21 protein-coding genes are annotated in these 22,676 nt (G+C 63.5%); 9 read left to right on the top strand and 12 right to left on the bottom strand.

What is annotated here, in order from left to right:
* The first annotated feature begins 237 nt into the window (after window positions 1-237).
* Window positions 238-1,545, top strand: a complete 1,308-nt coding sequence (locus WF331_RS27890) for a PQQ-dependent sugar dehydrogenase (RefSeq protein WP_340623516.1) — start codon at window positions 238-240, stop codon at window positions 1,543-1,545.
* A gap of 56 nt (window positions 1,546-1,601) precedes the next feature.
* Here WF331_RS27890 and WF331_RS27885 read toward each other — a convergent pair whose 3' ends face one another.
* The 5 genes from WF331_RS27885 to WF331_RS27865 all read right to left on the bottom strand — a co-directional run bounded on the left by WF331_RS27885 (window position 1,602) and on the right by WF331_RS27865 (window position 6,156).
* Window positions 1,602-2,135 carry a C40 family peptidase gene (locus tag WF331_RS27885; RefSeq protein ID WP_016501104.1) on the bottom strand — a complete coding sequence of 178 codons (534 nt, stop codon included), beginning with the start codon at window positions 2,133-2,135 and terminating at the stop codon, window positions 1,602-1,604.
* Between the two features lie 139 nt (window positions 2,136-2,274).
* The gene (locus tag WF331_RS27880; protein ID WP_041167847.1) at window positions 2,275-2,916 is read right to left on the bottom strand and encodes a C40 family peptidase; all 642 of its coding nucleotides are present in this window, start codon (window positions 2,914-2,916) and stop codon (window positions 2,275-2,277) included.
* A 126-nt stretch (window positions 2,917-3,042) separates the two neighbouring features.
* Entirely contained in the window at window positions 3,043-3,750 is a 708-nt protein-coding gene (hda, locus tag WF331_RS27875) for a DnaA regulatory inactivator Hda (protein ID WP_016485270.1), read from the bottom strand.
* Between the two features lie 252 nt (window positions 3,751-4,002).
* The gene (locus WF331_RS27870; protein ID WP_340623515.1) at window positions 4,003-5,076 is read right to left on the bottom strand and encodes an AI-2E family transporter; all 1,074 of its coding nucleotides are present in this window, start codon (window positions 5,074-5,076) and stop codon (window positions 4,003-4,005) included.
* Between the two features lie 12 nt (window positions 5,077-5,088).
* Window positions 5,089-6,156 carry a DUF2066 domain-containing protein gene (locus tag WF331_RS27865; protein ID WP_340623514.1) on the bottom strand — a complete coding sequence of 356 codons (1,068 nt, stop codon included), beginning with the start codon at window positions 6,154-6,156 and terminating at the stop codon, window positions 5,089-5,091.
* 255 nt (window positions 6,157-6,411) lie between these two features.
* On the opposite strand from WF331_RS27865, the gene purM reads away from it, so the two are divergent.
* The 4 genes from purM (at window position 6,412) to WF331_RS27845 (ending at window position 9,258) form a co-directional block, all read left to right on the top strand.
* Entirely contained in the window at window positions 6,412-7,470 is a 1,059-nt protein-coding gene (gene purM, locus WF331_RS27860; protein WP_049276305.1) for a phosphoribosylformylglycinamidine cyclo-ligase, read from the top strand.
* Window positions 7,470-8,123 (top strand): phosphoribosylglycinamide formyltransferase, encoded by a 654-nt coding sequence (purN, locus tag WF331_RS27855; protein WP_016501108.1) that lies wholly within the window; start codon window positions 7,470-7,472, stop codon window positions 8,121-8,123. The genes purM and purN overlap by 1 nt, the downstream gene beginning before the upstream one ends.
* An 8-nt stretch (window positions 8,124-8,131) precedes the next feature.
* Window positions 8,132-8,842 carry a DUF3108 domain-containing protein gene (locus tag WF331_RS27850; protein ID WP_016501109.1) on the top strand — a complete coding sequence of 237 codons (711 nt, stop codon included), beginning with the start codon at window positions 8,132-8,134 and terminating at the stop codon, window positions 8,840-8,842.
* Window positions 8,843-9,075: 233 nt separating this feature from the next.
* Window positions 9,076-9,258, top strand: a complete 183-nt coding sequence (locus tag WF331_RS27845; RefSeq protein ID WP_016501110.1) for a hypothetical protein — start codon at window positions 9,076-9,078, stop codon at window positions 9,256-9,258.
* A gap of 45 nt (window positions 9,259-9,303) precedes the next feature.
* On the opposite strand, the gene WF331_RS27840 is transcribed toward WF331_RS27845, so the two are convergent.
* The 7 genes from WF331_RS27840 to WF331_RS27810 form a co-directional block, all read right to left on the bottom strand.
* On the bottom strand, window positions 9,304-9,843 hold the full coding sequence (locus WF331_RS27840; protein WP_016501111.1) for a DUF2058 domain-containing protein: 540 nt from the start codon (window positions 9,841-9,843) through the stop codon (window positions 9,304-9,306).
* A 26-nt stretch (window positions 9,844-9,869) separates the two neighbouring features.
* On the bottom strand, window positions 9,870-10,703 hold the full coding sequence (gene mazG / locus WF331_RS27835) for a nucleoside triphosphate pyrophosphohydrolase (protein WP_016501112.1): 834 nt from the start codon (window positions 10,701-10,703) through the stop codon (window positions 9,870-9,872).
* A 124-nt stretch (window positions 10,704-10,827) separates the two neighbouring features.
* Window positions 10,828-13,068 carry a GTP diphosphokinase gene (gene relA, locus WF331_RS27830; RefSeq protein WP_016501113.1) on the bottom strand — a complete coding sequence of 747 codons (2,241 nt, stop codon included), beginning with the start codon at window positions 13,066-13,068 and terminating at the stop codon, window positions 10,828-10,830.
* Between the two features lie 96 nt (window positions 13,069-13,164).
* Window positions 13,165-14,523, bottom strand: coding sequence for a 23S rRNA (uracil(1939)-C(5))-methyltransferase RlmD (gene rlmD / locus WF331_RS27825; RefSeq protein ID WP_016501114.1), 1,359 nt, complete (start codon window positions 14,521-14,523; stop codon window positions 13,165-13,167).
* On the bottom strand, window positions 14,524-15,423 hold the full coding sequence (gene cysM, locus WF331_RS27820; protein ID WP_340623513.1) for a cysteine synthase CysM: 900 nt from the start codon (window positions 15,421-15,423) through the stop codon (window positions 14,524-14,526).
* A 159-nt stretch (window positions 15,424-15,582) separates the two neighbouring features.
* Complete coding sequence (locus WF331_RS27815; RefSeq protein WP_340623512.1) at window positions 15,583-16,974, bottom strand: sensor histidine kinase; 1,392 nt, start codon at window positions 16,972-16,974, stop codon at window positions 15,583-15,585.
* A 3-nt stretch (window positions 16,975-16,977) separates the two neighbouring features.
* On the bottom strand, window positions 16,978-17,697 hold the full coding sequence (locus WF331_RS27810) for a response regulator transcription factor (RefSeq protein ID WP_174370645.1): 720 nt from the start codon (window positions 17,695-17,697) through the stop codon (window positions 16,978-16,980).
* A 193-nt stretch (window positions 17,698-17,890) separates the two neighbouring features.
* On the opposite strand from WF331_RS27810, the gene WF331_RS27805 reads away from it, so the two are divergent.
* The 4 genes from WF331_RS27805 to WF331_RS27790 are packed head-to-tail and all read left to right on the top strand — an operon-like array spanning window position 17,891 to window position 22,547.
* The gene (locus WF331_RS27805; RefSeq protein ID WP_340623511.1) at window positions 17,891-20,674 is read left to right on the top strand and encodes a response regulator; all 2,784 of its coding nucleotides are present in this window, start codon (window positions 17,891-17,893) and stop codon (window positions 20,672-20,674) included.
* A gap of 13 nt (window positions 20,675-20,687) precedes the next feature.
* Window positions 20,688-21,677: a 2-hydroxyacid dehydrogenase gene (locus tag WF331_RS27800; protein WP_016501119.1), complete on the top strand. Its 990-nt coding sequence runs from the start codon at window positions 20,688-20,690 to the stop codon at window positions 21,675-21,677.
* 31 nt (window positions 21,678-21,708) lie between these two features.
* On the top strand, window positions 21,709-22,146 hold the full coding sequence (locus WF331_RS27795; protein WP_016501120.1) for a hypothetical protein: 438 nt from the start codon (window positions 21,709-21,711) through the stop codon (window positions 22,144-22,146).
* Window positions 22,143-22,547 (top strand): META domain-containing protein, encoded by a 405-nt coding sequence (locus WF331_RS27790; protein WP_041167849.1) that lies wholly within the window; start codon window positions 22,143-22,145, stop codon window positions 22,545-22,547. Before WF331_RS27795 ends, WF331_RS27790 begins: the two co-directional genes overlap by 4 nt.
* Window positions 22,548-22,676: the final 129 nt, after the last annotated feature.

The raw sequence follows: 22,676 nt of genomic DNA, 5'->3' as shown, positions 1-22,676 counted from the left end.
CCGCGCTGCAGGCCCCATCCTGGGGCCCAGCGCTTGACGGGCATCCATGCCCGTCACCTCCCTTCGCAAGCCCTGCGCTCGGCCTCCTGAAGTCGCAATCTGCGTCGCTTGAACTACCGCGCGCTTAGATGCAAAAGCCGAAGCAAGAGCAACAGCAAGAGCCAGAGCAAACGGTGGGGAACCTGGCGGACACGGCCGGCCTCTCAATTCAACAGGCTTCTTGAGAGGACGCCGCACATGAAATGCCTGATGCCTTGGTTAATCGCAGCCAGCCTGGCAGGCTGCGGCGAAACAGCCCTTTTGAGCGTAAACGAGGGCAGCGGGCCAACCCCTAGCCTCCCCGCCCCCGTCAAGACACTGATCCCCACCGTAAACATCGCCCCCGCCGTCGGCTGGCCAAAAGGCAACAAGCCGACCGCAGCACCAGGCACGCAAGTCGAAGCCTTCGCCAGCGGCCTCGACCACCCGCGCTGGCTCTACTTGCTGCCCAACGGCGATGTGCTGGTGGCCGAGACCAACGCGCCACCCAAGCCCGAAGATGGCAAGGGCATCCGCGGCTGGGCCATGGGCAAGGCGATGAAACGCGCCGGCGCGACCGTACCCAGCGCCAACCGCATCACCCTGCTGCGCGATGCCGACCACGATGGCGTGGCAGAAATCCACAGCCCTTTCATCGAAGGGCTCAACTCCCCCTTCGGCATGACATTGGTAGGCAAGGACTTGTACGTGGCCGACACCGACAGGCTGCTGCGCTTTCACTATGAACCGGGCGCCATGCAGGTGACCGACAAGGGCCACCCGGTGACCGAGCTGCCAGGCGGGCCGCTGAACCATCACTGGACCAAGAACGTGATCGCAAGCCCCGACGGCAAGAAGCTCTACGTCACGGTTGGCTCGAACAGCAACGTCGGGGAAAACGGCATGGAAAAAGAGCAAGGCCGCGCCGCGATCTGGGAAGTGGACCCGGCAACTGGCAAGCACCGGCTGTTCGCCACCGGCCTGCGCAACCCCAACGGACTGGCCTGGGAGCCGCACAGCAACGCCTTGTGGACAGCAGTCAACGAACGTGACGAAATCGGCAGCGACCTGGTGCCGGACTACATCACCTCAGTGAAAGACGGCGGCTTCTATGGCTGGCCATACAGTTACTACGGGCAGCACGTAGACCATCGGGTACACCCGCAGGCCCCGCAGAAGGTGGCGCAAGCGCTAGCGCCCGACTACGCGGTGGGCCCGCATACCGCATCCCTGGGGCTGGCATTTGTCAAACCTGGCATGTTGCCGCCGCCTTTCGAACAGGGCGCTTTGGTTGGCCAGCACGGGTCGTGGAACCGTAAACCACACAGTGGCTACAAGGTGTTGTTCGTACCCTTCGACCGTGCAGGCAAACCTGCAGGCCACCCCATCGACCTGCTCACCGGGTTTCTCGACAGCGATGGCAAGGCGATGGGGCGACCAGTGGGAGTTATCAACGACGGGAAAGGCGGGATTCTAGTGGCTGACGATGTGGGCAATGTCATCTGGAGGGTGAGCAAAGCACCTTGAACCCGACGGCCTGTACCGGCCCCGCTGAACGGGGCCGCCGCTTCAGGCATTGAAAATCAGGGGTTCTGTGCCAGATGCCCTGGCGGAATCACACGTTTGGCTTGCAGATAGGCCTTGGCCCAGTAGCTGTTGGACAGGTAGTCCAATCGCACCGTGCCGCCCGTTGAGGGCGCATGCACGAAGCGCCCTTCCCCTACATAAATGCCGGCATGGCTGACCTGCGAGCCGCCACTGGTGGCAAAGAACACCAGATCACCGGATTGCAGCGCCTTGGCATCCACCGTCGGCGCACGCATGACGATCATCTCCCGCGTGGAACGCGGCAAGCTGATGCCCGCCGCATCACGATAGACATATTTGATCAAACCACTGCAATCGAAGCCGGAGTCCGGGGTGTTGCCGCCCCAGCGGTAAGGCGTACCCACCAGGCCTATGGCGCGGATCAGCACGTCATCGGCAATCGGCGAAGGGCTCGGTTGGCTATAGCTAACCTGCGGCTGAACCACAGGGGCCGGCGCAGGCGCACGGCTGGAGCAGGCAGCAAGCAATGCCGCCAAGGAGAGAAATGCGAAGCGCGCCATCTTTATCATGGCCAGAACATCCTGTCTGAGACCGCTGCGCAGCAGCCGAAAAGAGTTGAGAATTTAGATTAGACGCTTTCTATAAATGCGCACGGCGGCGAGCTTTTTTCAAAGCATCGCCGCCGCGGCAGGATATATCATTTTGCCATCAGTTGCGCGCGATGTTGGTCGGCGCCATGGCCAAGGCACGCTTGGCTTCGATGAAGGTCTTGCTCCAGTAGCGGTCACCGAGGCTGTCGATGCGCACGCCACCACTGCGGCGGCTGCTGGAATGGATGAACTGGTTGTCACCCAGGTAGATGCCGGCATGGCTGACGCGGCCGCGACCATTGGTGCTGAAGAACAGCAGGTCACCTGGCTTGAGCTTGTTGCGTGCCACTTTCGGGGCATCGACGTTGATCATTTCACGCGTGGAGCGCGGCAGGGTCATGCCCGCCTCTTCGCGGAACAGGTAGCCGATGAAACCACTGCAATCGAAACCAGACTTTTCCGAGGTACCACCGAAGCGGTAGCGGGTACCGATCAACGACATGCCGCGCTCGAGAATGCTGTCCGCCAGCACTGGCAGCTGGTAAGGCTTGCTGTTGCTGGAGAAAGCCTCCAGGTCATCTTCAGTGGCCAGCTCTTCCGGTTCGCCGAATACCGACGAGGACGAGGCCTTGGCCTTGATCACCGATTGTGCGGCGACCGGGGTGTGATCCTGAACCTGAGAAGCTGGGCCTTGGGCCGCGCAGCCAAACAGCAAGGTCACGAGTGCGAGTGGCACGAGGGGTGCGAAGCGCTTTAGCATGGGCACGACCGTGTCTGTAATCCTTTAGAGGGGGAAACTATGCCCTCTATCATGGCCATTTGCAAATTTTATCGAAAAAGATGTGACTTTTCTGTTTTGCCGCTCTGGCCCAGCGTTTTCAGGGGGTTACCAGCCGAGGGTTTCCTTGAGGAAAGGGATGGTGAGCTTGCGTTGTGCCTGGAGCGAGGCCTGGTCGAGGCGTTCGAGCAGGTCGAACAGCGCGCTCATGCTGCGCGCACCGCGGGTGAGGATGAAGTGGCCGACTTCGTCGGTAAGGTGCAGGCCGCGGCGCGAAGCACGCAATTGCAGGGCGCGCAGCTTGTCTTCGTCGGACAGGCCACGCATCTGGAACACCAGGGCCAGGGTCAGGCGCGACTTCAAGTCGGGGAGCTTGATCGGCAGCTCCCGTGGCGATGCCGAGGCGGCCAGCAGCAAGCGCCGGCCGCTGTCGCGCAGGCGGTTGAACAGGTGGAACATGGCCTCTTCCCAGTCTGCCTTGCCTGCAATCACATGCAGGTCGTCGATGCAGACCAGTTCGTACTGGGCCAGGTAGTCGAGCACCTCTACGCCACGGTCGAGCAATTGCGCCAACGGCAGGTAGACGGCGGGCTCACCACGTTGCTGGAAACGATGGGTGGCGGCCTGCAGCAGGTGGCTACGGCCAACACCCTGCTTGCCCCACAGGTAGATAAGGCTCTCGGTCCAGCCGGCGTCGGCTTCGCATAGCCGCTCGACGTAACCCAATGCCGCAGCATTGGCGCCCGGATAGTAGTTGATGAAGGTGGCGTCATCGCGCAGGCGCACACCCAGGGGCAACTGGATCGGTGGTTTCATGCTCGCGGGCGGTCAGCAGGACCGCAGGGGGCCTTTGGTGAACAATCTGCAAAGTCTATACCCGCAGCGCGAGGCGCACAATCACGGCAATAGATAGCGCAAGCAAAATCAACAAGTTGCGCTATTTTGGGGCTGACATCGATCCGTGTGGGAGCGGGCGTGCCCGCGAACACCGGCAAAGCCGGTGCCATTCACCGTGTCACATTCTTCGCGGGCATGCTCGCTCCCACAGATTGAGCACAAGCCTGTACGTTACAGCTCCGGGTCAATATCCCCGGCATACATGTCCGATTCTTTGTACAAGTCATGCATATGCCGCAGCAGCACCATGATCACCGCCGCAACCGGCAGGGCCAGGAGCACCCCGGTAAAGCCGAACAGCTCACCACCGGCAAGAATGGCAAAGATCACCGCAACCGGGTGCAGACCGATGCGATCGCCCACCAGCAGCGGGGTCAGCACCATGCCTTCCAGCGCCTGCCCGACCATGAATACCGCGACGATGCCCAGCATCGGGTACAGGTCGCCGCCGAACTGGAACAGGCCAGCCACCAGCGCGGCACCAATACCAATGATAAAGCCCATGTACGGCACGATGGCCGCAAGGCCCGCGAGCATGCCGATCAGCAGACCCAGTTCGAGCCCCACCAGCATGAGCCCGGCCGAATAGATGATACCCAAGGCCACCATCACCATGAGTTGCCCGCGCACGAATGCCCCCAGTACCTCATGGCATTCGCCAGCCAGGCCCATCACCTGCGGCTCACGCTGGCGCGGTAGCAGGCCGCGCAGCTTGGCCATCATCAGGTCCCAATCGCGCAGCAGATAGAAGCCCACCACAGGAATCAGCACCATGTTCGCCAACCAGGCCATCAACGCCAGGCTCGAGGCGGTGGCATGGGACAACAGCATGCCCACGATATCGGTGGTCTGCCCCATGTGCGAGCCGATGGCGGCTTTGATCTTGTCGAACTTCCAGAAGCCATCGGCCAGGCCCAGACGACCCTGCACCCATGGCAGCGCCACCTGTTCGAGCCAGTCGAGCATCTGCGGCGCCAGCTCGTACAGGCGCACCAGCTGCTTGGCCAGCATCGGCACCAGCACCAGCAGCAAGGCCATCAGTAACAAGGTGAACAAGCCGAACACCACCACCACGCCCCAGGTGCGCGACAGCCCCAGGCGCTCCAGGCGGTCAACCAGCGGGTCGGCCAGGTAGGCCAGCAGGATGCCGACCAGAAACGGTGTAAGAATATTGTGCAAGCTATAAAGCAGCACAGCGATCAGCAGGGCTGCACCCAGCCAGATCCAGCGATGAACATCGATCAAGGTATGCTCCCTTTACCAGCGAAAACGCAGGCCGTCGAACGGCTTGGGCGCAGGCGAGGCCGGCGCGGGTTGCTCACCCGTTGCACTCGCGACCGGGGCTGGCGTAACGGGCACTGCAGGCGCCTGCTCGACGGGTAGCTCCTGCAACTTGGCCAGGCCAAGCTGGGCACGCAATTGCTCGCGGTTGCCGGTCACGCCATAGGTCAGGGTGGTGCCTTCAACCATCTTCAGGCGCGGGCCGTAGGGCTCAAGTACGCGGGCAAGCTCGGCATAGCGCTGCAGGCTCATCCCCTGTACTTGCACCTGCATCTGGCTACTGGCGCCCGGGCGGGCGACATAACGCGGCGCCAGGCGGCTGCTTACCGCCAGCATCACCGCATCGGCCAAGGCTGCCGGGTCGGCCCCTTCGGCAGTACCCTGCTCACGCTGGTCGCCCAGCCACAGTTGCCACTTGCCCTGCCACTTGCCATCGGCTTCCTGGGCATGTACCGCCAGCAAGGCGTCGGCGCCGTAGCGCTCGGAGGCCTCACGCAACGGTGCCGGGTCGCTGCCTTCGATCTGCTTGGCATTGGCCACCAGTTGCTCCTGCAGGTCGGCCAGCGGCAGGCGCAGCGGCAGGCCACGGTGCTGGGCGGCACGACGCAGAGGCTGGGCGCTGGCCTGGCCGTCACCGACCAGGCTGCTGCCGTCGACACTGTCATTCAGCCACCAGCCGAGAATCGAAGGCCGATTGCTGCCCCACAGCGCGAGGCCGGCCTTGCGCAGGGCACGCTCGGTACTGCCGGGGTCGAACTCCACCAGCACCGACTCGGGCGGGCCGGCTTCGCTGCCAACCTGGTTGATGATTTGCTGCGGGTCCTTGCGCAGCTCGGCCAGCGCCGGGCTCTGCGCGGCCTTGGCGTCGCCGGTCAGGCGCAGCACCAGCGTGTCGAGGGCTTTGGCGGTAGCTGCGGTCCGGGCTTCAGAGCCCTGCCCTGCGACCGGCTCGCGTACCTGATAAAGGCCGGAGACGTTTTCAGCCTGAGCGGTGGCCGCTACCAGGGCCACGCAACCGGCTGCCAGAATATTGAAAAAACGCATGGAGGATTCCTGTCCAGTCGAGCACGAAGCTCGCTACTTGCAGCTTATACACATGCAACCACATCAACCACCCTCGGCCCTTTTTCAACAATTTACCGCCCTGCCCGTCGGCCTGAGGATGGCCGCTGCCCGGCAACCCTGATAAAATCGCGCGCCTTCACAGACCACTGATGTTTCAGGCAGCCGCCGCTTACCCGCCGGTCTTGGCCGTCATGGTCGTTTTTAAGAATCCCTCCCTCCTAAAGGCCTGGATCAATGAGCAAGCAACCCTCCCTGAGCTACAAGGACGCCGGTGTAGACATCGACGCCGGCGAAGCACTGGTCGAACGCATCAAGGGCGTGGCAAAGCGCACTGCACGCCCTGAAGTCATGGGTGGCCTGGGCGGCTTCGGCGCCCTCTGCGAGATCCCGGCCGGCTACAAGCAGCCAGTGCTGGTCTCCGGCACCGACGGGGTCGGCACCAAGCTGCGCCTGGCGCTGAACCTGAACAAGCACGACAGCATCGGCCAGGACCTGGTCGCCATGTGCGTCAACGACCTGGTGGTGTGCGGCGCCGAGCCGCTGTTCTTCCTCGACTACTACGCCACCGGCAAACTGAACGTAGACGTGGCCGCCACCGTGGTTACCGGCATTGGCGCCGGTTGCGAACTGGCCGGTTGCTCGCTGGTTGGTGGTGAAACCGCCGAAATGCCTGGCATGTACGAAGGCGAAGACTACGACCTGGCCGGCTTCTGCGTCGGCGTGGTGGAAAAGGCCGAGATCATCGACGGCTCCAAGGTTGCCACTGGCGACGCGCTGATCGCCCTGCCGTCCTCGGGCCCGCACTCCAACGGCTACTCGCTGATCCGCAAGATCCTCGAAGTTTCCGCCACCGACATCGAGAACACCCAGCTGGAAGGCAAGCCGCTGACCGACCTGCTGATGGCGCCTACCCGCATCTACGTCAAGCCGCTGCTGCAGCTGATCAAGAACACCGGTGCCGTGAAGGCCATGGCCCACATCACCGGTGGCGGCCTGCTGGACAACATCCCGCGCGTATTGCCGAAAAACGCCCAGGCCGTGGTTGACGTGGCCAGCTGGCAGCGCCCGGTGGTATTCGACTTCCTGCAGGAAAAAGGCAACGTCGACGAGCATGAAATGCACCGCGTGCTGAACTGCGGCGTCGGCATGGTCATCTGCGTAGCCCAGGACCAGGTCGAAACGGCCCTGAACGAACTGCGCGCCGCCGGTGAGCAGCCATGGGTCATCGGCCACATCGCCGAAGCCGCCGAAGGCGCCGCCCAGGTCGAGCTGCAAAACCTCAAGGCACACTGATGCCGAGCAAGACCTGCAATGTAGTGGTGTTGCTGTCGGGTTCCGGCAGCAACCTGCAAGCCCTGATCGACAGCTGCCAAGGCCAGGACAGCCCGGTGCGCATCCGTGCGGTGGTGTCCAACCGCGCCGATGCCTACGGCCTGCAACGTGCGGCGGCGGCCGGCATCGACACCGTCGTGCTCGACCACACCCAGTTCGACGGCCGTGAAGCCTTCGATGCCGCACTGGTTGCGCGCATCGACGGTTTTGCCCCGGACCTGGTGGTGCTGGCCGGTTTCATGCGTATCCTCAGTGGCGGCTTCGTACGCCACTATCAGGGCCGCCTGCTCAACATCCACCCGTCGCTGCTGCCCAGATACAAGGGCCTGCATACCCATCGCCGGGCGCTGGAGGCAGGCGACGCCGAGCATGGCTGCAGCGTACACTTCGTGACTGAGGAACTCGATGGCGGCCCACTGGTCGTACAGGCTGTGGTACCGGTGGCGTCTGACGACACCGTCGAAAGCCTGGCCCAGCGGGTACACCACCAGGAACACCTGATCTACCCGCTGGCGGTGCGCTGGTTCGCTGAAGGGCGCTTGCGCCTTGGCGAACAGGGTGCATTACTGGATGGCCAGCCGCTGGCGGCCAGCGGTCACTTGATTCGATCCTAGGAGAATTTATGCGTCGCGCCCTGCTCTTGGCTCTCGCCGTGCTTGCCCTGCCCCTCCAGGCAGCTGATCTCAAGCCTTTCTCGGCCAGCTACACCGCCGACTGGAAGCAGCTGCCCATGAGTGGCACCGCCGAGCGCAGCCTGGTCAAGAATGCCAACGGTACCTGGGACCTTAACTTCAAGGCTTCCATGATGATCGCCAGCCTGACCGAGCAAAGCACCCTGCGCCTGGAAAACGATACCCTGCTGCCGCAGAAGTACCACTTCGAGCGCGGCGGCCTGGGCAAAGCCAAGAAGGTCGATTTGAACTTCGACTGGACCGGCAAGAAGGTCACCGGCAGCGACCGTGGCGATGCAGTCAGCCTGCCGCTGAACCGTGGCGTGCTGGACAAGTCGTCCTACCAGCTGGCCCTGCAGCATGATGTAGCCGCCGGCAAGAAAAGCATGACCTACCAGGTCGTTGACGGTGACGAGATCGACACCTACGACTTCCGCGTGCTGGGCACTGAAAAGGTCGCCACCAAGACCGGCCAGGTTGATGCAGTGAAGGTCGAGCGTGTGCGCGACCCGAGCCAGAGCAAGCGCATCACCGAGCTGTGGTTCGCCAAAAACTGGGACTACCTGCTGGTGCAACTGCGCCAGGTCGAGACGGATGGCAAGGAGTACGTGATCGTGCTGCAGGATGGCACGGTCGATGGCAAGCCGGTGAAAGGCAACTGATCCAGCACCGCCTGCTACCCCCAAAGCCCCGCCCAGTGCGGGGCTTTTTCATGCTTTCCGGGGCCGCTCTGCGGCCCTGTCGCGACAAAAGGCCGCTCCTGCTAAAAGCCAGGCCCGGGAGCCGTACATGAAACTTGTTTCATGGCTGTTTTATTTACTTAGCCTGCTAACAAACTCTATAAAGAAGATGTGCGACACACTGTCGCAGCCAACTGAAGAAGTGGAGTTTACCGATGACAGTCCAAGTAACCGAACGCGACGAATCGAAAATGTCCCACGAAGGCCTGGCCGCTGGCGTGCGGATCTGGGATGTGCACCAACAAGGCCAACTGGTGGGCATGTTCCACAATGAACACGAAGCACACCAGTACCGCGCAGAGCTGGAAGTCCTGGAAAGCCAGCGCACCACGCAGTGAGCACTCTTCAAATGAAAAACCCCGCCAAGGCGGGGTTTTTCGCGTTTACCACATAAGGTCGTCCGGGATCTTGTAGGCAGCGTACGGGTCGTCTTCGTCCGCTTCCTCGACATGGGTGTTGAGCAACAGGATGCGGTTGGGGTCGCGCTCCTGGATCTTCACCGCCGCCTCACGGGGAATGACCTCATAGCCGCCGGCATGGGCCACGACCGCCAGTGCGCCGTTACTCAACCGGGTCCGCATCAGGGCGTTGACGGCAATGCGCTTGACCTTCTTGTCATCGACGAAGTTGTAGTAATCCTCGGTGTTCAGCTTGGGCAGGCGCGTGGCTTCGATCAACTGCTTGATCTGTGCGGCACGGGCTTTCTGCTCAGCCTTTTCCTGCTGCTGGCGGTTCAGTTCCTGGTCGCGCTTGACCTTTTCGGCCATGGCTTCCTTGGCGATGCGCTGTTGGCTGTCGTCGACTTCGACCTGGCCTTTGTGCTCCATGCGCTTCTGTTTCTTTTCAGCTTTGTTGGTCTGCGAGACCTGTTTCTGGTTGACCAGACCGGCTTTGAGCAATTGGTCGCGAAGGGAAAGGCTCATGAATGTTCACTCACTTATGCAACAGCTCAGCCGCAGCTGGGCAGGTTCTTTTCCTGACGTTTGGCTTCACCCCAAAGGGCGTCCAGTTCGTCAAGGTTACAATCTTCAATGGGGCGGCCACTGTCGCGCAATGCCTGCTCGATAAAACGGAAACGTCGCTCGAACTTGCGGTTGGCACGGCGCAGGGCATTTTCAGGGTCTTGCTTGAGATGGCGAGCCAGGTTGACGGCGGCAAACAGCAGGTCGCCGACCTCATCCTCGATCGCATCGGCATCACCGTCGGCCATGGCCTGCAGTACTTCATCCAGCTCTTCGCGCACCTTGTCCAGCACCGGCAATGCTTCGGGCCAGTCGAAACCGACCGTGGCCGCACGTTTCTGCAGTTTGGCTGCCCGTGACAGGGCCGGCAAGGCCGACGGCACGTCGTCGAGCAGCGACAATTGCTCGGGCGTGCTTTTCTCGGCACGTTCCTGCGCCTTGATCTCTTCCCAGCGTGACTTGACCTGGGCCTCGTTCAGGCTGGGGGTGTCCAGCGGCGCATAGAGCTCGCCAGTGGGGAATACATGCGGATGGCGGCGAATCAGCTTGCGGGTAATGCTGTCCACCACGCCATCGAACTCGAAACGCCCCTCTTCCCGGGCGAGTTGGCTGTAGTAGACCACCTGGAACAGCAAGTCGCCCAGCTCACCCTGCAGGTGCTCGAAGTCGCCGCGCTCGATGGTGTCGGCGACCTCGTAGGCTTCCTCGATGGTGTGGGCAACGATACTCGCGTAGTTCTGCTTCAGGTCCCACGGGCAGCCGTACTGCGGGTCGCGCAGACGGGCCATGAGGTGCAGCAGGTCTTGGAGGGTGTAGGTCATCTAGGCAGGTCCTTCGGCGGTGGCTTCTTCGCGGGCTTGCCCGCTCCCCCAGGATGGCTACAGGATCGAGCACCTGTAACGTACCTGTGGGAGCGGGTTTACCCGCGAAGCAGGCGCCCCGGTCTCAAGGGGTTCTATTACGCCGCGTCTCGATGATGTTCGGCAACTGCGAAATTCGTCCCAGCAGGCGCCCCAGCGCGTCCAGGCCCGGAATCTCGATGGTCAGCGACATCAGCGCCGTATTGTCTTCCTTGTTCGAGCGGGTGTTCACCGCCAGCACGTTGATCTTCTCGTTCAGCAGCACCTGCGACACATCGCGCAGCAGCCCTGGGCGGTCGTAGGCGCGGATGACGATGTCGACCGGGTAGGTCTGCACCGGGATCGGCCCCCAGCTCACCTGGATCATGCGCTCCGGCTCCTTGCCCGCCAGTTGCAGCACCGAGGCGCAGTCCTGGCGGTGGATGCTCACGCCTCGGCCCTGGGTGATGTAACCGACAATGGCATCGCCCGGCAGTGGCTGGCAGCACCCGGCCATCTGCGTCAGCAGGTTTCCGACCCCCTGAATCTGGATGTCACCACGCTTGCCGGTACGCGGCCCGGAAGGCTTGCGCGGCACCAGCTCGATCTGCTCGATACGCTCGGGCTCCAGCAACTGCTGAGCGGCGTTGACCAGGTGGGCCAGGCGCAGGTCGCCCGCGCCGAGCGAGGCGAACATGTCCTCGGCGGTCTTGACGTTGGTCTTCTCGGCCAGCCGTTCGAAGTCCACCTGCGGCAAGCCCAGGCGGCTGAGCTCGCGCTCGAGCAAGGTCTTGCCGGCGGCGACGTTCTGGTCACGCGCCTGCAGTTTGAACCAGTGCACGATCTTGGCCCGCGCCCGCGAGGTGGTGACGTAGCCCAGGTTGGAGTTCAACCAGTCACGGCTGGGGTTGCCGTGCTTGCTGGTGATGATCTCCACCTGCTCACCGGTCTGCAGGCTGTAGTTCAGCGGCACGATACGGCCGTTGATCTTGGCACCCCGGCAGTTGTGGCCGATCTCGGTGTGCACACGGTAGGCGAAGTCCAGCGGGGTGGCCCCTTTGGGCAGGTCGATGGCGTGGCCGTCAGGGGTGAACACGTAGACCCGGTCCGGCTCGATGTCGACCCGCAACTGCTCGACCAGGCCACCGATGTCGCCCAACTCTTCGTGCCATTCCAGCACCTGGCGCAGCCAGGAGATCTTCTCTTCGTAATGGTTGGAGCTGGGCTTGACGTCGGTGCCCTTGTAGCGCCAGTGGGCACAAACCCCCAGCTCGGCCTCTTCATGCATGCCGTGGGTGCGGATCTGCACCTCCAGCACCTTGCCCTCGGGGCCGATCACTGCGGTGTGCAGCGAGCGGTAGCCGTTTTCCTTGGGGTTGGCGATGTAGTCGTCGAACTCTTTGGGGATGTGCCGCCACAGCGTGTGCACGATACCCAGCGCGGTGTAGCAGTCGCGAATTTCCGGCACCAGCACGCGCACTGCACGCACGTCGTAGATCTGGCTGAATTCCAGGCCTTTGCGCTGCATCTTGCGCCAGATCGAATAGATATGTTTCGCCCGGCCGCTGATGTCGGCATTGACGCCCGTGGCCAGCAGCTCGTTCTGCAGCTGGTTCATCACGTCGCTGATGAAGCGTTCGCGGTCCAGCCGGCGCTCGTGCAGCAGTTTGGCAATCTGCTTGTACTGGTCGGGTTCGAGGTAGCGGAAGGACAGGTCTTCCAGCTCCCACTTGATGTGGCCGATACCCAGGCGGTGCGCCAGCGGCGCATAGATGTCGAATACCTCACGCGCGACACGCAGGCGTTTCTCGTCGTCGGCGGCCTTGACCGCTCGGATCGCGCAGGTGCGCTCGGCCAGCTTGATCAGTGCCACACGTACATCATCGACCATGGCCACGAGCATCTTGCGCAGGTTCTCGACCTGCGCCTGCGAGCCCAGCACCAGCGACTGCCGCGGGCTGAGGCTGGCGCTGATGGCGGCCATGCGCAACACGCCGTCGATCAGCTTGGACACCACCGGGCCGAACCGCTGGCTGACCTCGGCCAGGGTCACCTTGCCCTCGCGTACCGAACGGTAGATGACCGCGGCCACCAGGGAATCCTGGTCCAGCTTGAGGTCAGCCAGGATTTCGGCAATTTCCAGGCCCGCCTGGAAGCTGGACGTACCGTCCGCCCAGGAATGCTTGGCCGGGTTGCCCTTTTTCTCGATCTCATGGGCAAACTCGCAGGCTTCTTTGAGCGCTGCGCGATCCAGTGCCGAATCGACGCTTACCACATGGTCCAACCATCCTTCGAGATTGATACTGCCGTCGGTGTTGACCGGCTGGTGCACTCTCACCTGTACCATCTTTGTTTTACCTTTCCATACAGCGCACCACGCGGGTGCGCTGGCGATCACCGTGTGGCTGCCATTCCATGGAAGCCACACCAAGGGGCCAGTCTGCTAGCCCGCTTCGAATAACGCCATGGCCTCGACATGCGCCGTTTGAGGAAACATGTCGAGAATCCCGGCCCTTTTTAACCGGTACCCCTGGCCGACCAGCACCTGCGCGTCTCGCGCCAGCGTGGCCGGGTTGCACGATACGTAAACCAGCCGTTTGGCCTGGAGGCGTGCGATGCCTTGCACCACCTCGAACGCACCGTCGCGCGGTGGATCCAAGAGTACCGCAGAAAAGCCCTCGGCGGCCCATCCGGTGCCTGCCAAAGGCTGCGATAAATCGGCCTGAAAAAACCGTGCGTTATGCACATTGTTGTTCCGGGCATTGGCCGCGGCCCGATCGACCATGGCCTGTACACCTTCGACAGCCACCACCTCGCGGGCCTTGCGGGCCAGCGGCAGGGCAAAGTTGCCCAGGCCGCAGAACAGGTCCAGCACCCGCTCGTCGGCCTGCGGCGCGAGCCAGCCCAGGGCCTGCTCGATCATCGCTGTGTTGACCTGGGCATTCACCTGCACGAAGTCACCTGGGCGCCAGGCCAGCTCAAGCTGCCACGGCGCCAGGGCAAAGCCCAGTTGCGCGGCAGGGTCCACCGGCGCCGGCTCATCTTCACCTTGCAGCCACAGCTGGGCATTGGCCTGTTCGCAGAACGCCTGCAGCTTTGCCAGGTCTTCTGCCGGCAGCGGCGCAACGTGGCGCACCAACACCGCCTCGGCGGTGCCACTGAACAGTTCCACGTGGCCCAGCGCCTGCGGTTTGCTCAACGAGCGCAGCACCGTCGGCAAGTGGCGCAGAATCGACTGCAAGGGCTGTACCAGCACTGCACAATCGTCGATGGCAATGATGTCCTGGCTGGCTTCGGCACGGAAGCCCACCTCCAGCTGACGCGCCTTGACGTCCCAGCGCACGGCCACACGGGCCCTCCGCCGGTAGCCGAATTCCGGCCCGCTCAGGGGTGCGGCCCATTCCTCGGGTTGCACGCCGGCCACCCGCTGCAGTTGCTCGGCCAGGGTGCGCTGCTTGAGCGCCAGCTGCGCTTCATGCGGCAGATGCTGCAGGTTGCAGCCACCACAGCGCGCATAATGGCGGCACGGTGCCTCACGGCGCTCAGGGCTGGCCTGCAGCAGCCGCTCCAGGCGGGCCTCGACCACTTTGCCACGGGCGTTGAGCACCCGCGCCTCCACGGCCTCACCGGCCAGGGCACCACTGACGAACCAGGTGCGCCCGTCGAGGAAGGCGATGCCGCGGCCGTCACCGGCCAGGCGCTCGATGTCCAGGCGCTGCTTCTTGCCCACGGGGACCTGGGGAGTGCGGTTGCCGCCGGCCGGCTGGAAGCGCAGGCCACTGTTGCTTTTTTTCTTGGACATTTAGCTCGGATCAAACAGGCCGGTGGACAGGTAACGGTCGCCGCGGTCGCAGATGATGGCGACCATCACGGCATTTTCCACTTCGCGGGAGAGGCGCAGCATGGCTGCAACCGCACCACCTGAGGACACGCCGCAAAAAATGCCCTCTTCACGGGCAAGGCGGCGGGTGGTGTCTTCGGCTTCCTGCTGCGACATGTCGACCACGCGGTCGACGCGGGTGGCGTCGAAGATTTTCGGCAGGTATTCCTCGGGCCAGCGGCGAATGCCCGGAATGGCCGAGCCTTCCATAGGTTGCAGCCCGATGATCTGTACCGCCGGGTTCTGCTCCTTGAGGTATTGCGAGCAGCCCATGATGGTGCCGGTGGTACCCATGGAGCTGACGAAATGGGTAATGTTGCCCTGGGTCTGCTGCCAGATCTCAGGGCCGGTGCTGTTGTAGTGGGCAATCGGATTGTCGCCGTTGGCGAACTGGTCGAGCACCAGGCCGCGGCCTTCGGCCTGCAGCTTCTCGGCCAGGTCGCGGGCGCCTTCCATGCCCTCCTCCTTGGTCACCAGGATCAACTCGGCGCCATAGGCGGTCATGGCGGCCTTGCGCTCGGCGGTGGAGTTGTCGGGCATGATCAGGATCATCTTGTAGCCCTTGATCGCCGCCGCCATTGCCAGGGCGATACCGGTGTTGCCGGACGTGGCTTCGATCAGGGTGTCGCCGGGCTTGAACTGGCCCCGCAATTCGGCGCGGGTGATCATGGACAGCGCCGGGCGGTCCTTCACCGAGCCGGCAGGATTGTTACCTTCGAGCTTGAGCAGGAGGGTGTTGCTGGTTTCACCAGCAATGCGCTGCAGGCGAACCAGGGGCGTATTGCCGACGCAATCGGCGATGGTTGGGTACTGCAAGGTCATGGTGTATTTCACAATCCGGACGGCAGGGGCGCCTATCATACCGGCAAACCCCTCGCGGCCATATCACGCAATCTGTGGTCCATATAGCTACAAGCTATATCGATGACCTGTGCGGGCCTCTTCGCGGGTAAACCCGCTCCCACAGGTACGCCACTGGCCTCAAGAGTAGTGGTAACCCTGTGGGAGGGGGTTTGCCCGCGAAGAGGCCGGTACATGTAATGGCAATCGCATCCACAGCCGCAGCCCATGCTTGCCATTCTGCGCCCACAAGGTGCCACCTTGGCGCTGGATGGCACTGCGGGCGATGCTCAAGCCCAGGCCAAAACCACCATCCCCCGGCCGAGAACCGTCCAGCCGCGAGAAGGGTGCGAAGATCCGCTCCAGGTCTTCTTCAGCCACACCGCCACCCTCGTCCTCCAGCCACAGCCACCAATAACTGCCTTCGCGCTGCCCACCCAGGCGCACCACACCCTCAGGCGGCGAGTGACGAATGGCATTGCGCAAGATGTTTTCCAGCGCCTGGGCCAGATGGTTGAGGTTGCCTTGCACCCAGCAGTCGGCCGGTACTTCGCAGCGCAGCCGCGCGGGCGACCAACCACTCTCGTAGCTGGCATTTTCGGCCAGCAATTCCCAAAGCGCGTGGACTTCGATGGGTTCCAGGTTCATCGGCGCACGCTCGGCGTCCTGCCAGGCCAGCTGCAGCGTGTCCTCCACCAACTGCTGCATGCAGTCCACTTCACGGGTCAGGCGCTCGCGCAGGCGCTGCAGGTCGGTTTCGCCGTCGCAGGCCACCCGTAACCGGCTCAATGGCGTGCGCATTTCGTGGGACAGGTCGCGCAGCAACTGCTGCTGCATGGCCACAGTGCCCTGTAGCCGCTCGGCCATCTGGTCGAAAGCGCGGGCCAGCTCGCCCAGTTCGTCATGCCGGGCAATGGTGCGCGAGTCGAGGCGCGCCGATAGCTGATCGGCGCGCCAGGCATTGGCCTGCTCACGCAGCTGGTTCAGCGGCACGATCAACATACGGTACAGGCCCACGCACAACAGCAAGGTGAACAGGCCAGGGATAATGCCGTTGGTGACGATGCGCCACAGCAACCGGTACTGGTCCGGGTTGAACCGCTGCGGCAGTTCGATCACCAGCATGCCCTGCTCCGGTGCCCCCGGGAACGGTATGCGTACCCACGGCTGGTCGACGCTGCGCCGGCTCATCGGCCAGTCGACACCGCGCAGACGCGTCAGTCGCTGCATGATCTGCGGATCGAGAGTAGCGCTGTCGAGCGGTCGCAGGTTGATATCGAGCACGCCAACCCAGCCCCGTTCGCGCTGGTGCATCGCCGTCACCCACTGGTCCAGCCCTTCCCGCCCACTACTGCGCCACGCCTGCTCAGCCTCACTGGCGTAGCCTCGCAGCGTCTGCCGCGCCGGTTCCGAGAGGAAGGCATTCTGGATTTCCATATGCCGGCCCCACGTGTAACTGAGGCCGATCATCAGCAGGCAAAAGCCCACCAGCAGGATGGCCAGCTTCCAGAACAGCGAATGGCGGTCAAGCATGGCTCACTCTGCCTCGCCGGTGCTGAGTACATACCCCTTGCCCCACACGGTACGGATCTGCCGCTCGTGATAGCCGATCCCCTTGAGCTTGCGGCGGATCTGGCTGACGTGCATGTCAAGGCTGCGGTCGTGCCGCGAATAGCCGCGCTGCAACACCTGCTGGTAAAGGAACGGCTTGCTCAGCACATCATCGAAGTTGCGGTTGAGGATGTCGAACAGCCGGTACTCGCTGGGGGTCAGGCCTGCCAGGCGGCCATTCAGGCGTACATCGCACAGCCCCTCGTCGAACTGCAGCTCGCCGCAGGCAGCCTGCTCCTGCGGGGCTTGATGACGGCGTTCGAGGGCCACCCGGCGCAGGATTGCCTCGATGCGCACCTGCAGCTCGGCCATGCTGAAGGGCTTGGGCAGGTAATCGTCGGCCCCGCGCTGGAAGCCACTGATCCGGTCGGCCTCGGCACCCAGCGCCGACATCAGGATCACCGGCGTAGCGCTGCGCTTGCGCAGCTGCGCCAAGGCGTCCAGGCCGTTCAGCCCGGGCAGCAGAATATCCATGAGCACCACATCGAAAACCTCGCGACCAGCCGTTTCCAGGCCCTCCAGCCCATTACGGCACCAGGTGACCTGGAAGCCGCCACGTTGCAGCTCTTCGTGCAGGTAGGCACCCAGGACCGGGTCATCCTCAATGGCGAGGATATTGGAGTTGTAAATAGCTACAGGATTCATTGGCAACTGCCATGCATTCTCAATTGCGCAATTATTGAGTATCCACTACCGGTCAGGCAACCGCCCTGCGACCAATGCCCCGGCAACAACGCAAAACAGCGACTAAAGAGGTGCAATAGCGCTGCAGGCGGAGTAACTTCCCGGCTTGGCCGTCATCGCTTGACGGCTTCCAGGCACATCACAGGAGGCGAGTGTGCTCGATCGCTTGGGAATCCGCAGCCGGGTTCTGCTACTGGCCCTGCTGCCTGCCGGCCTGATGGCCCTGGTGCTGGGCAGTTACTTCACCTGGCTGCAACAGAACGACCTGCGCACCCAGCTATTGCAACGCGGCAAGATGATCGCCGAGCAACTGGCGCCATTGGCTGCGCCTGCCATGGCCCGGCTTGCGCCCGCACAGCTGGAGCGCATTGCCGCGCAAACCCTGGAACAGGCCGACGTACGCGCCGTTGCCTTCCTGGCCCCGGACCGCACGCGCCTGGCACACGCCGGCCCGAGCATGCTCAACCAGCCTCCCAGCGGGGGTACCGGCACGCAATTGCTGCAGCGCAGCGGCAATGACGCCACCCGCTATTTGATGCCCGTATTCGGCCACCACCGCGACCTCGCCACCGATGCCGTGCCAGCCGAAGCCGAGCGCCTGCTAGGCTGGGTCGAGATCGAGCTGTCGCACGACGGCACCCTGCTGCGCGGTTACCGCAACCTGTTCACCAGCCTGCTTCTGATCCTCGCCTGCCTGGTGCTCAGCGGCCTGCTGGCGCTGCGCATGAGCCGCACTATCAACGACCCCATCGAACGCATCAAGCACGCGGTCAACCAGCTCAAGGACGGCCACCTCGAAGAACGCCTGCCGACCATGGGCAGCCATGAGCTGGACGAGCTCGCCCGCGGCATCAACCGCATGGCCGAAACCCTGCAGAACGCCCACGAAGAGCTGCAGCACAGCATCGACCAGGCCACCGAAGACGTGCGCCAGAACCTGGAAACCATCGAAATACAGAACATCGAGCTGGACATGGCGCGCAAGGAGGCCCTTGAGGCCAGCCGCATCAAGTCGGAATTCCTGGCCAACATGAGCCACGAGATCCGCACCCCGCTCAACGGCATCCTCGGCTTTACCCATCTGCTGCAGAAAAGCGAGCTGACGCCACGCCAGCTGGACTACCTGAACACCATCGAGAAGTCCGCCGACAACCTGTTGGGGATCATCAACGAGATCCTCGACTTCTCCAAGATCGAGGCCGGCAAGCTGGTGCTCGACAGCATTCCGTTCAACCTGCGCGACCTGATCCAGGACACCCTGACCATCCTCGCCCCGGCCGCCCACGCCAAGCAGCTGGAATTGCTCAGCCTGATCTACCGCGACACCCCGTCTTCGCTGATCGGCGACCCGCTGCGGCTCAAGCAGATCCTCACCAACCTGGTCAGCAACGCCATCAAGTTCACCCGCGAAGGCACCATCGTCGTGCGCGCCATGCTCGAAGACGAACACGAAGACAGCGCGCAACTGCGCATCAGCGTGCAGGACACCGGTATCGGCCTGTCGCCGCAGGAGGTGCGCACGCTGTTCCAGGCCTTCAGCCAGGCCGACAACTCGCTGGCACGCCAACCCGGCGGTACAGGGCTGGGGCTGGTGATATCCAAGCGCCTGATCGAGCAGATGGGCGGCGAAATCGGCGTCGACAGCACCCCGGGCGAGGGCTCGCAGTTCTGGATCAGCCTTAACCTGCCCAAAGCCCACGACGACCTCGAGGAGCAGCCGATGCAGCCGCTGCTGGGCCGTCGCGCAGCCATCGTCGATGGCCACGAGCTGGCACGCCAGGCGCTGGAGCACCAACTGGAAGACTGCGGCCTCAGCGTTAGCCTGTTTGCTTCCTACGACCAGTTGCTGCAGGCGGTTCAGGCTGCCAGCCAGGCCGGCCTGCCGTTCGAGTTCGCCGTGCTCGGGGCCAACCTGGGCAACCTTTCGCCCGAGCAACTGGGCCACTACCACCAGCAACTCGAACGTTACCACTGCCAGTGCGTGGTGCTGTGCCCGACCACCGAGCAGGCGCTGTACCACCCGTACCTGCCCAACGGCCATGGCCAGTTGCTGTCAAAGCCCACCTGCACCCGCAAACTGCGCCGCCTGCTGATGGAACTGGTGCAACCGCGCCGCCCGCAGAGCGAGGCTCAGAGCCTCAACGGCCAGCGCCAGCCGAAGGTCCTCTGCGTCGACGACAATGCCGCCAACCTGCTGCTGGTGCAGACCCTGCTCGAAGACCTGGGCGCCGAGGTGCTGGCCGTTGACAACGGCTATGCAGCGGTACAGGCCGTGCAGGATGAACCGTTCGACCTGGTGCTGATGGACGTGCAGATGCCCGGCATGGACGGCCGTGTCTGCACCGAGCAGATCCGTCTCTGGGAAAACACCCAAAGTGGCAACCCGTTGCCGATCGTCGCCCTTACCGCCCATGCCATGGCCAACGAAAAACGCGCCTTGCTGCACGCCGGCATGGACGACTACCTGACCAAGCCGATCAGCGAGCGGCAACTGGCCCAGGTGGTGATGAAGTGGACCGGCCTGAGCCTGGGCGTGCCGCAACATGCGCAGGCCGAGCAAGCGACCAGCAGTGATGACCTGAAGGTGCTCGACCCCGAAGAAGGCCTGCGCCTGGCGGCGGGCAAGGCGGACCTGGCGGCCGACATGCTGAGCATGCTGCTTTCGTCGCTGGACGCGGACCGCGATGCCATACGCGCTGCTCGCGAGGCGGACGACCGCGACCGCCTGATAGAACAGGTACACCGCCTGAACGGTGCCTCGCGCTATTGCGGCGTGCCGCAGCTGCGCGCCGCGTGCCAGCGCAGCGAGACCTTGCTCAAGCAGGAACACCCACAGGCGCAGCAAGCGCTGGATGAGCTGGACGGCGCAATCAGCCGGCTGGCGGCGCAGGCCAGCCTAAGTGCATGGCCGCTGCTGTGGCCTACACAGCATTTGTAGGAGGAGCCTCACCATGCGCACCCTGTTGTTCAGCAGCCAGCATTACGACCAGGAAAGCTTCACCCAGGCCGCCCGCGGCAGCGCGCTGGAGCTGCATTTCCAGCCCGCTCGCCTGACCCTCGACACCGCCGCCCTGGCCAGTGGCCATGAAGTTGTTTGCGCCTTCATCAATGACGAACTCGACGCCCCGGTGCTCCAGCGCCTGGCCGAAGGCGGCACACGCCTGATCGCACTGCGTTCGGCCGGCTACAACCACGTCGACCTGGCCGCTGCCAAGCGCCTGGGCCTTGCCGTGGTACGCGTGCCGGCCTACTCGCCCCACGCCGTGGCCGAACACGCCGTGGCACTGATCCTGGCCCTCAACCGGCGCCTGCACCGGGCCTACAACCGCACCCGCGAAGGCGACTTCACCCTGCACGGGCTGACCGGTTTCGACCTGCATGGCAAAACCGTCGGCGTGGTCGGCACCGGCCAGATCGGCGTTGCCTTCGGCCGCATCATGGCCGGCTTCGGCTGCCAACTGCTGGCCTACGACCCTTACCCCAACCCGGAGCTGCTGGCCCTCGGCGCGCGCTACCTGACCTTGCCCGAATTGTTGCGCGAAGCCCGTATCATCAGCCTGCACTGCCCGCTGACCGAGCACACCCGGCACCTGATCAATGCACAAAGCCTGGCCCAGCTGCAGCCCGGCGCCATGCTGATCAATACGGGCCGTGGCGCACTGGTCGACACCCCGGCACTGATCGAGGCGCTGAAAAGCGGCCAGCTTGGCTACCTGGGCCTGGACGTCTACGAAGAAGAAGCCCAGCTGTTCTTCGAGGACCGCTCCGACCTGCCGCTGCAAGACGATGTGCTGGCCCGCCTGCTGACTTTCCCCAACGTGATCATCACTGCCCACCAGGCCTTCCTTACCCGCGAGGCGCTGGACGCCATTGCCGCGACCACGCTCGACAACATCAACCGCTGGGCGGCAGGCAATCCACAGAATCTGGTAATGGGTTAGTGCTAGGATACGCGGCATTTCTGGAGGAAACATGGTCGAGCACGATTTCCGCTACACCCTTTTCAACCCGCAACACACCCTGATCGAGTGCCGTGCACTGGTGCCGGGCCGCTATCAGGTCACCGGCAACGGTGGTTCGATGCATAAAGGCGACACCCTGCTGGTGACCCTCAAGGGCAGCAAGGATTTGTCCATGCGATTGACCGTGGACAGCGTGCGCCACTTGATCAATCCGCGCGGCCAGTGGGTCGCCGTGGCCAGCGGACCGGTGTTCAACGAACTGGAAATTCTCACCTGGCAGGTCGAGTGCGACAGCTGCGACGCTGTGCTGGATTTTGAATTTGCCGTGGACGCCAAGCTGGGCAAGAAAGCCCGCCAGCCCGCCGCCAGCGCACGCATTGCCGAACTGGGTTGGGCCAGCCGTGGCGAAAAACACCTGTGCCCGCGTTGCCAGGAGAGCGCCGAGTGAAGAATCTGCTGACCGGCGTGCTGATTGCCACCGGCCTGCTCGGCTGCGCCGCAGAACCTTCAAAGCTGCAGCAGGAGCGCAGCTACGTACTGGAATGGATTGGCGAGCGCCCGCTGATCGACTACAGCCACCTGACCCTGACCTTGGCCAGCGACGGCCGCGCCTACGGCAATGGCGGCTGCAACCACTGGTTTGCGCCGTATACGCTGGAGGGCGAGCGCCTGAGCTTCGGCAAGGTCGGCAAGACCCGCAAGCTGTGCGCACCGGCGTTGATGGAGCAGGAAAAGCGCTTTTTGCAGGCGCTGGAAACGGTAGAGCGCTGGGATGTGTCGCCGGTGGAGCAGATGCGCTTCTGGCCGGCCGAAGGCAAGCCGCTGCGGTTCTGGCCAGAGGAAGGCTGACATCATGGGGGCTGCTTTGCAGCCCTTCGCGGCACAAGGCCGCTCCTACAAGGGCGCGCGATTCCCTGTAATCGATGGACTCGCCCCCGCCGAGGCATCACAGTGCCACGGTGGCGTTCGAAGAAGCCA

This window comes from Pseudomonas sp. YNh, from assembly GCF_037993085.1.
Classification (GTDB): domain Bacteria; phylum Pseudomonadota; class Gammaproteobacteria; order Pseudomonadales; family Pseudomonadaceae; genus Aquipseudomonas; species Aquipseudomonas putida.
The sequence above is the reverse complement of the archived record's forward strand: the minus strand, read 5'-3'. Positions and strand labels throughout refer to the sequence as shown.

Excerpts from the sequence above, each read along its gene's own strand:
- WF331_RS27890 (WP_340623516.1), top strand. The coding sequence starts at position 238 with ATGAAATGCCTGATGCCTTGGTTAATCGCAGCCAGCCTGGCAGGCTGC.
- WF331_RS27885 (WP_016501104.1), bottom strand. The coding sequence starts at position 2,135 with ATGATAAAGATGGCGCGCTTCGCATTTCTCTCCTTGGCGGCATTGCTT.
- WF331_RS27880 (WP_041167847.1), bottom strand. The coding sequence starts at position 2,916 with ATGCTAAAGCGCTTCGCACCCCTCGTGCCACTCGCACTCGTGACCTTG.
- hda (WP_016485270.1), bottom strand. The coding sequence starts at position 3,750 with ATGAAACCACCGATCCAGTTGCCCCTGGGTGTGCGCCTGCGCGATGAC.
- WF331_RS27865 (WP_340623514.1), bottom strand. The coding sequence starts at position 6,156 with ATGCGTTTTTTCAATATTCTGGCAGCCGGTTGCGTGGCCCTGGTAGCG.
- purM (WP_049276305.1), top strand. The coding sequence starts at position 6,412 with ATGAGCAAGCAACCCTCCCTGAGCTACAAGGACGCCGGTGTAGACATC.
- purN (WP_016501108.1), top strand. The coding sequence starts at position 7,470 with ATGCCGAGCAAGACCTGCAATGTAGTGGTGTTGCTGTCGGGTTCCGGC.
- WF331_RS27850 (WP_016501109.1), top strand. The coding sequence starts at position 8,132 with ATGCGTCGCGCCCTGCTCTTGGCTCTCGCCGTGCTTGCCCTGCCCCTC.
- WF331_RS27845 (WP_016501110.1), top strand. The coding sequence starts at position 9,076 with ATGACAGTCCAAGTAACCGAACGCGACGAATCGAAAATGTCCCACGAA.
- WF331_RS27840 (WP_016501111.1), bottom strand. The coding sequence starts at position 9,843 with ATGAGCCTTTCCCTTCGCGACCAATTGCTCAAAGCCGGTCTGGTCAAC.
- mazG (WP_016501112.1), bottom strand. The coding sequence starts at position 10,703 with ATGACCTACACCCTCCAAGACCTGCTGCACCTCATGGCCCGTCTGCGC.
- relA (WP_016501113.1), bottom strand. The coding sequence starts at position 13,068 with ATGGTACAGGTGAGAGTGCACCAGCCGGTCAACACCGACGGCAGTATC.
- rlmD (WP_016501114.1), bottom strand. The coding sequence starts at position 14,523 with ATGTCCAAGAAAAAAAGCAACAGTGGCCTGCGCTTCCAGCCGGCCGGC.
- cysM (WP_340623513.1), bottom strand. The coding sequence starts at position 15,423 with ATGACCTTGCAGTACCCAACCATCGCCGATTGCGTCGGCAATACGCCC.
- WF331_RS27815 (WP_340623512.1), bottom strand. The coding sequence starts at position 16,974 with ATGCTTGACCGCCATTCGCTGTTCTGGAAGCTGGCCATCCTGCTGGTG.
- WF331_RS27810 (WP_174370645.1), bottom strand. The coding sequence starts at position 17,697 with ATGAATCCTGTAGCTATTTACAACTCCAATATCCTCGCCATTGAGGAT.
- WF331_RS27800 (WP_016501119.1), top strand. The coding sequence starts at position 20,688 with ATGCGCACCCTGTTGTTCAGCAGCCAGCATTACGACCAGGAAAGCTTC.
- WF331_RS27795 (WP_016501120.1), top strand. The coding sequence starts at position 21,709 with ATGGTCGAGCACGATTTCCGCTACACCCTTTTCAACCCGCAACACACC.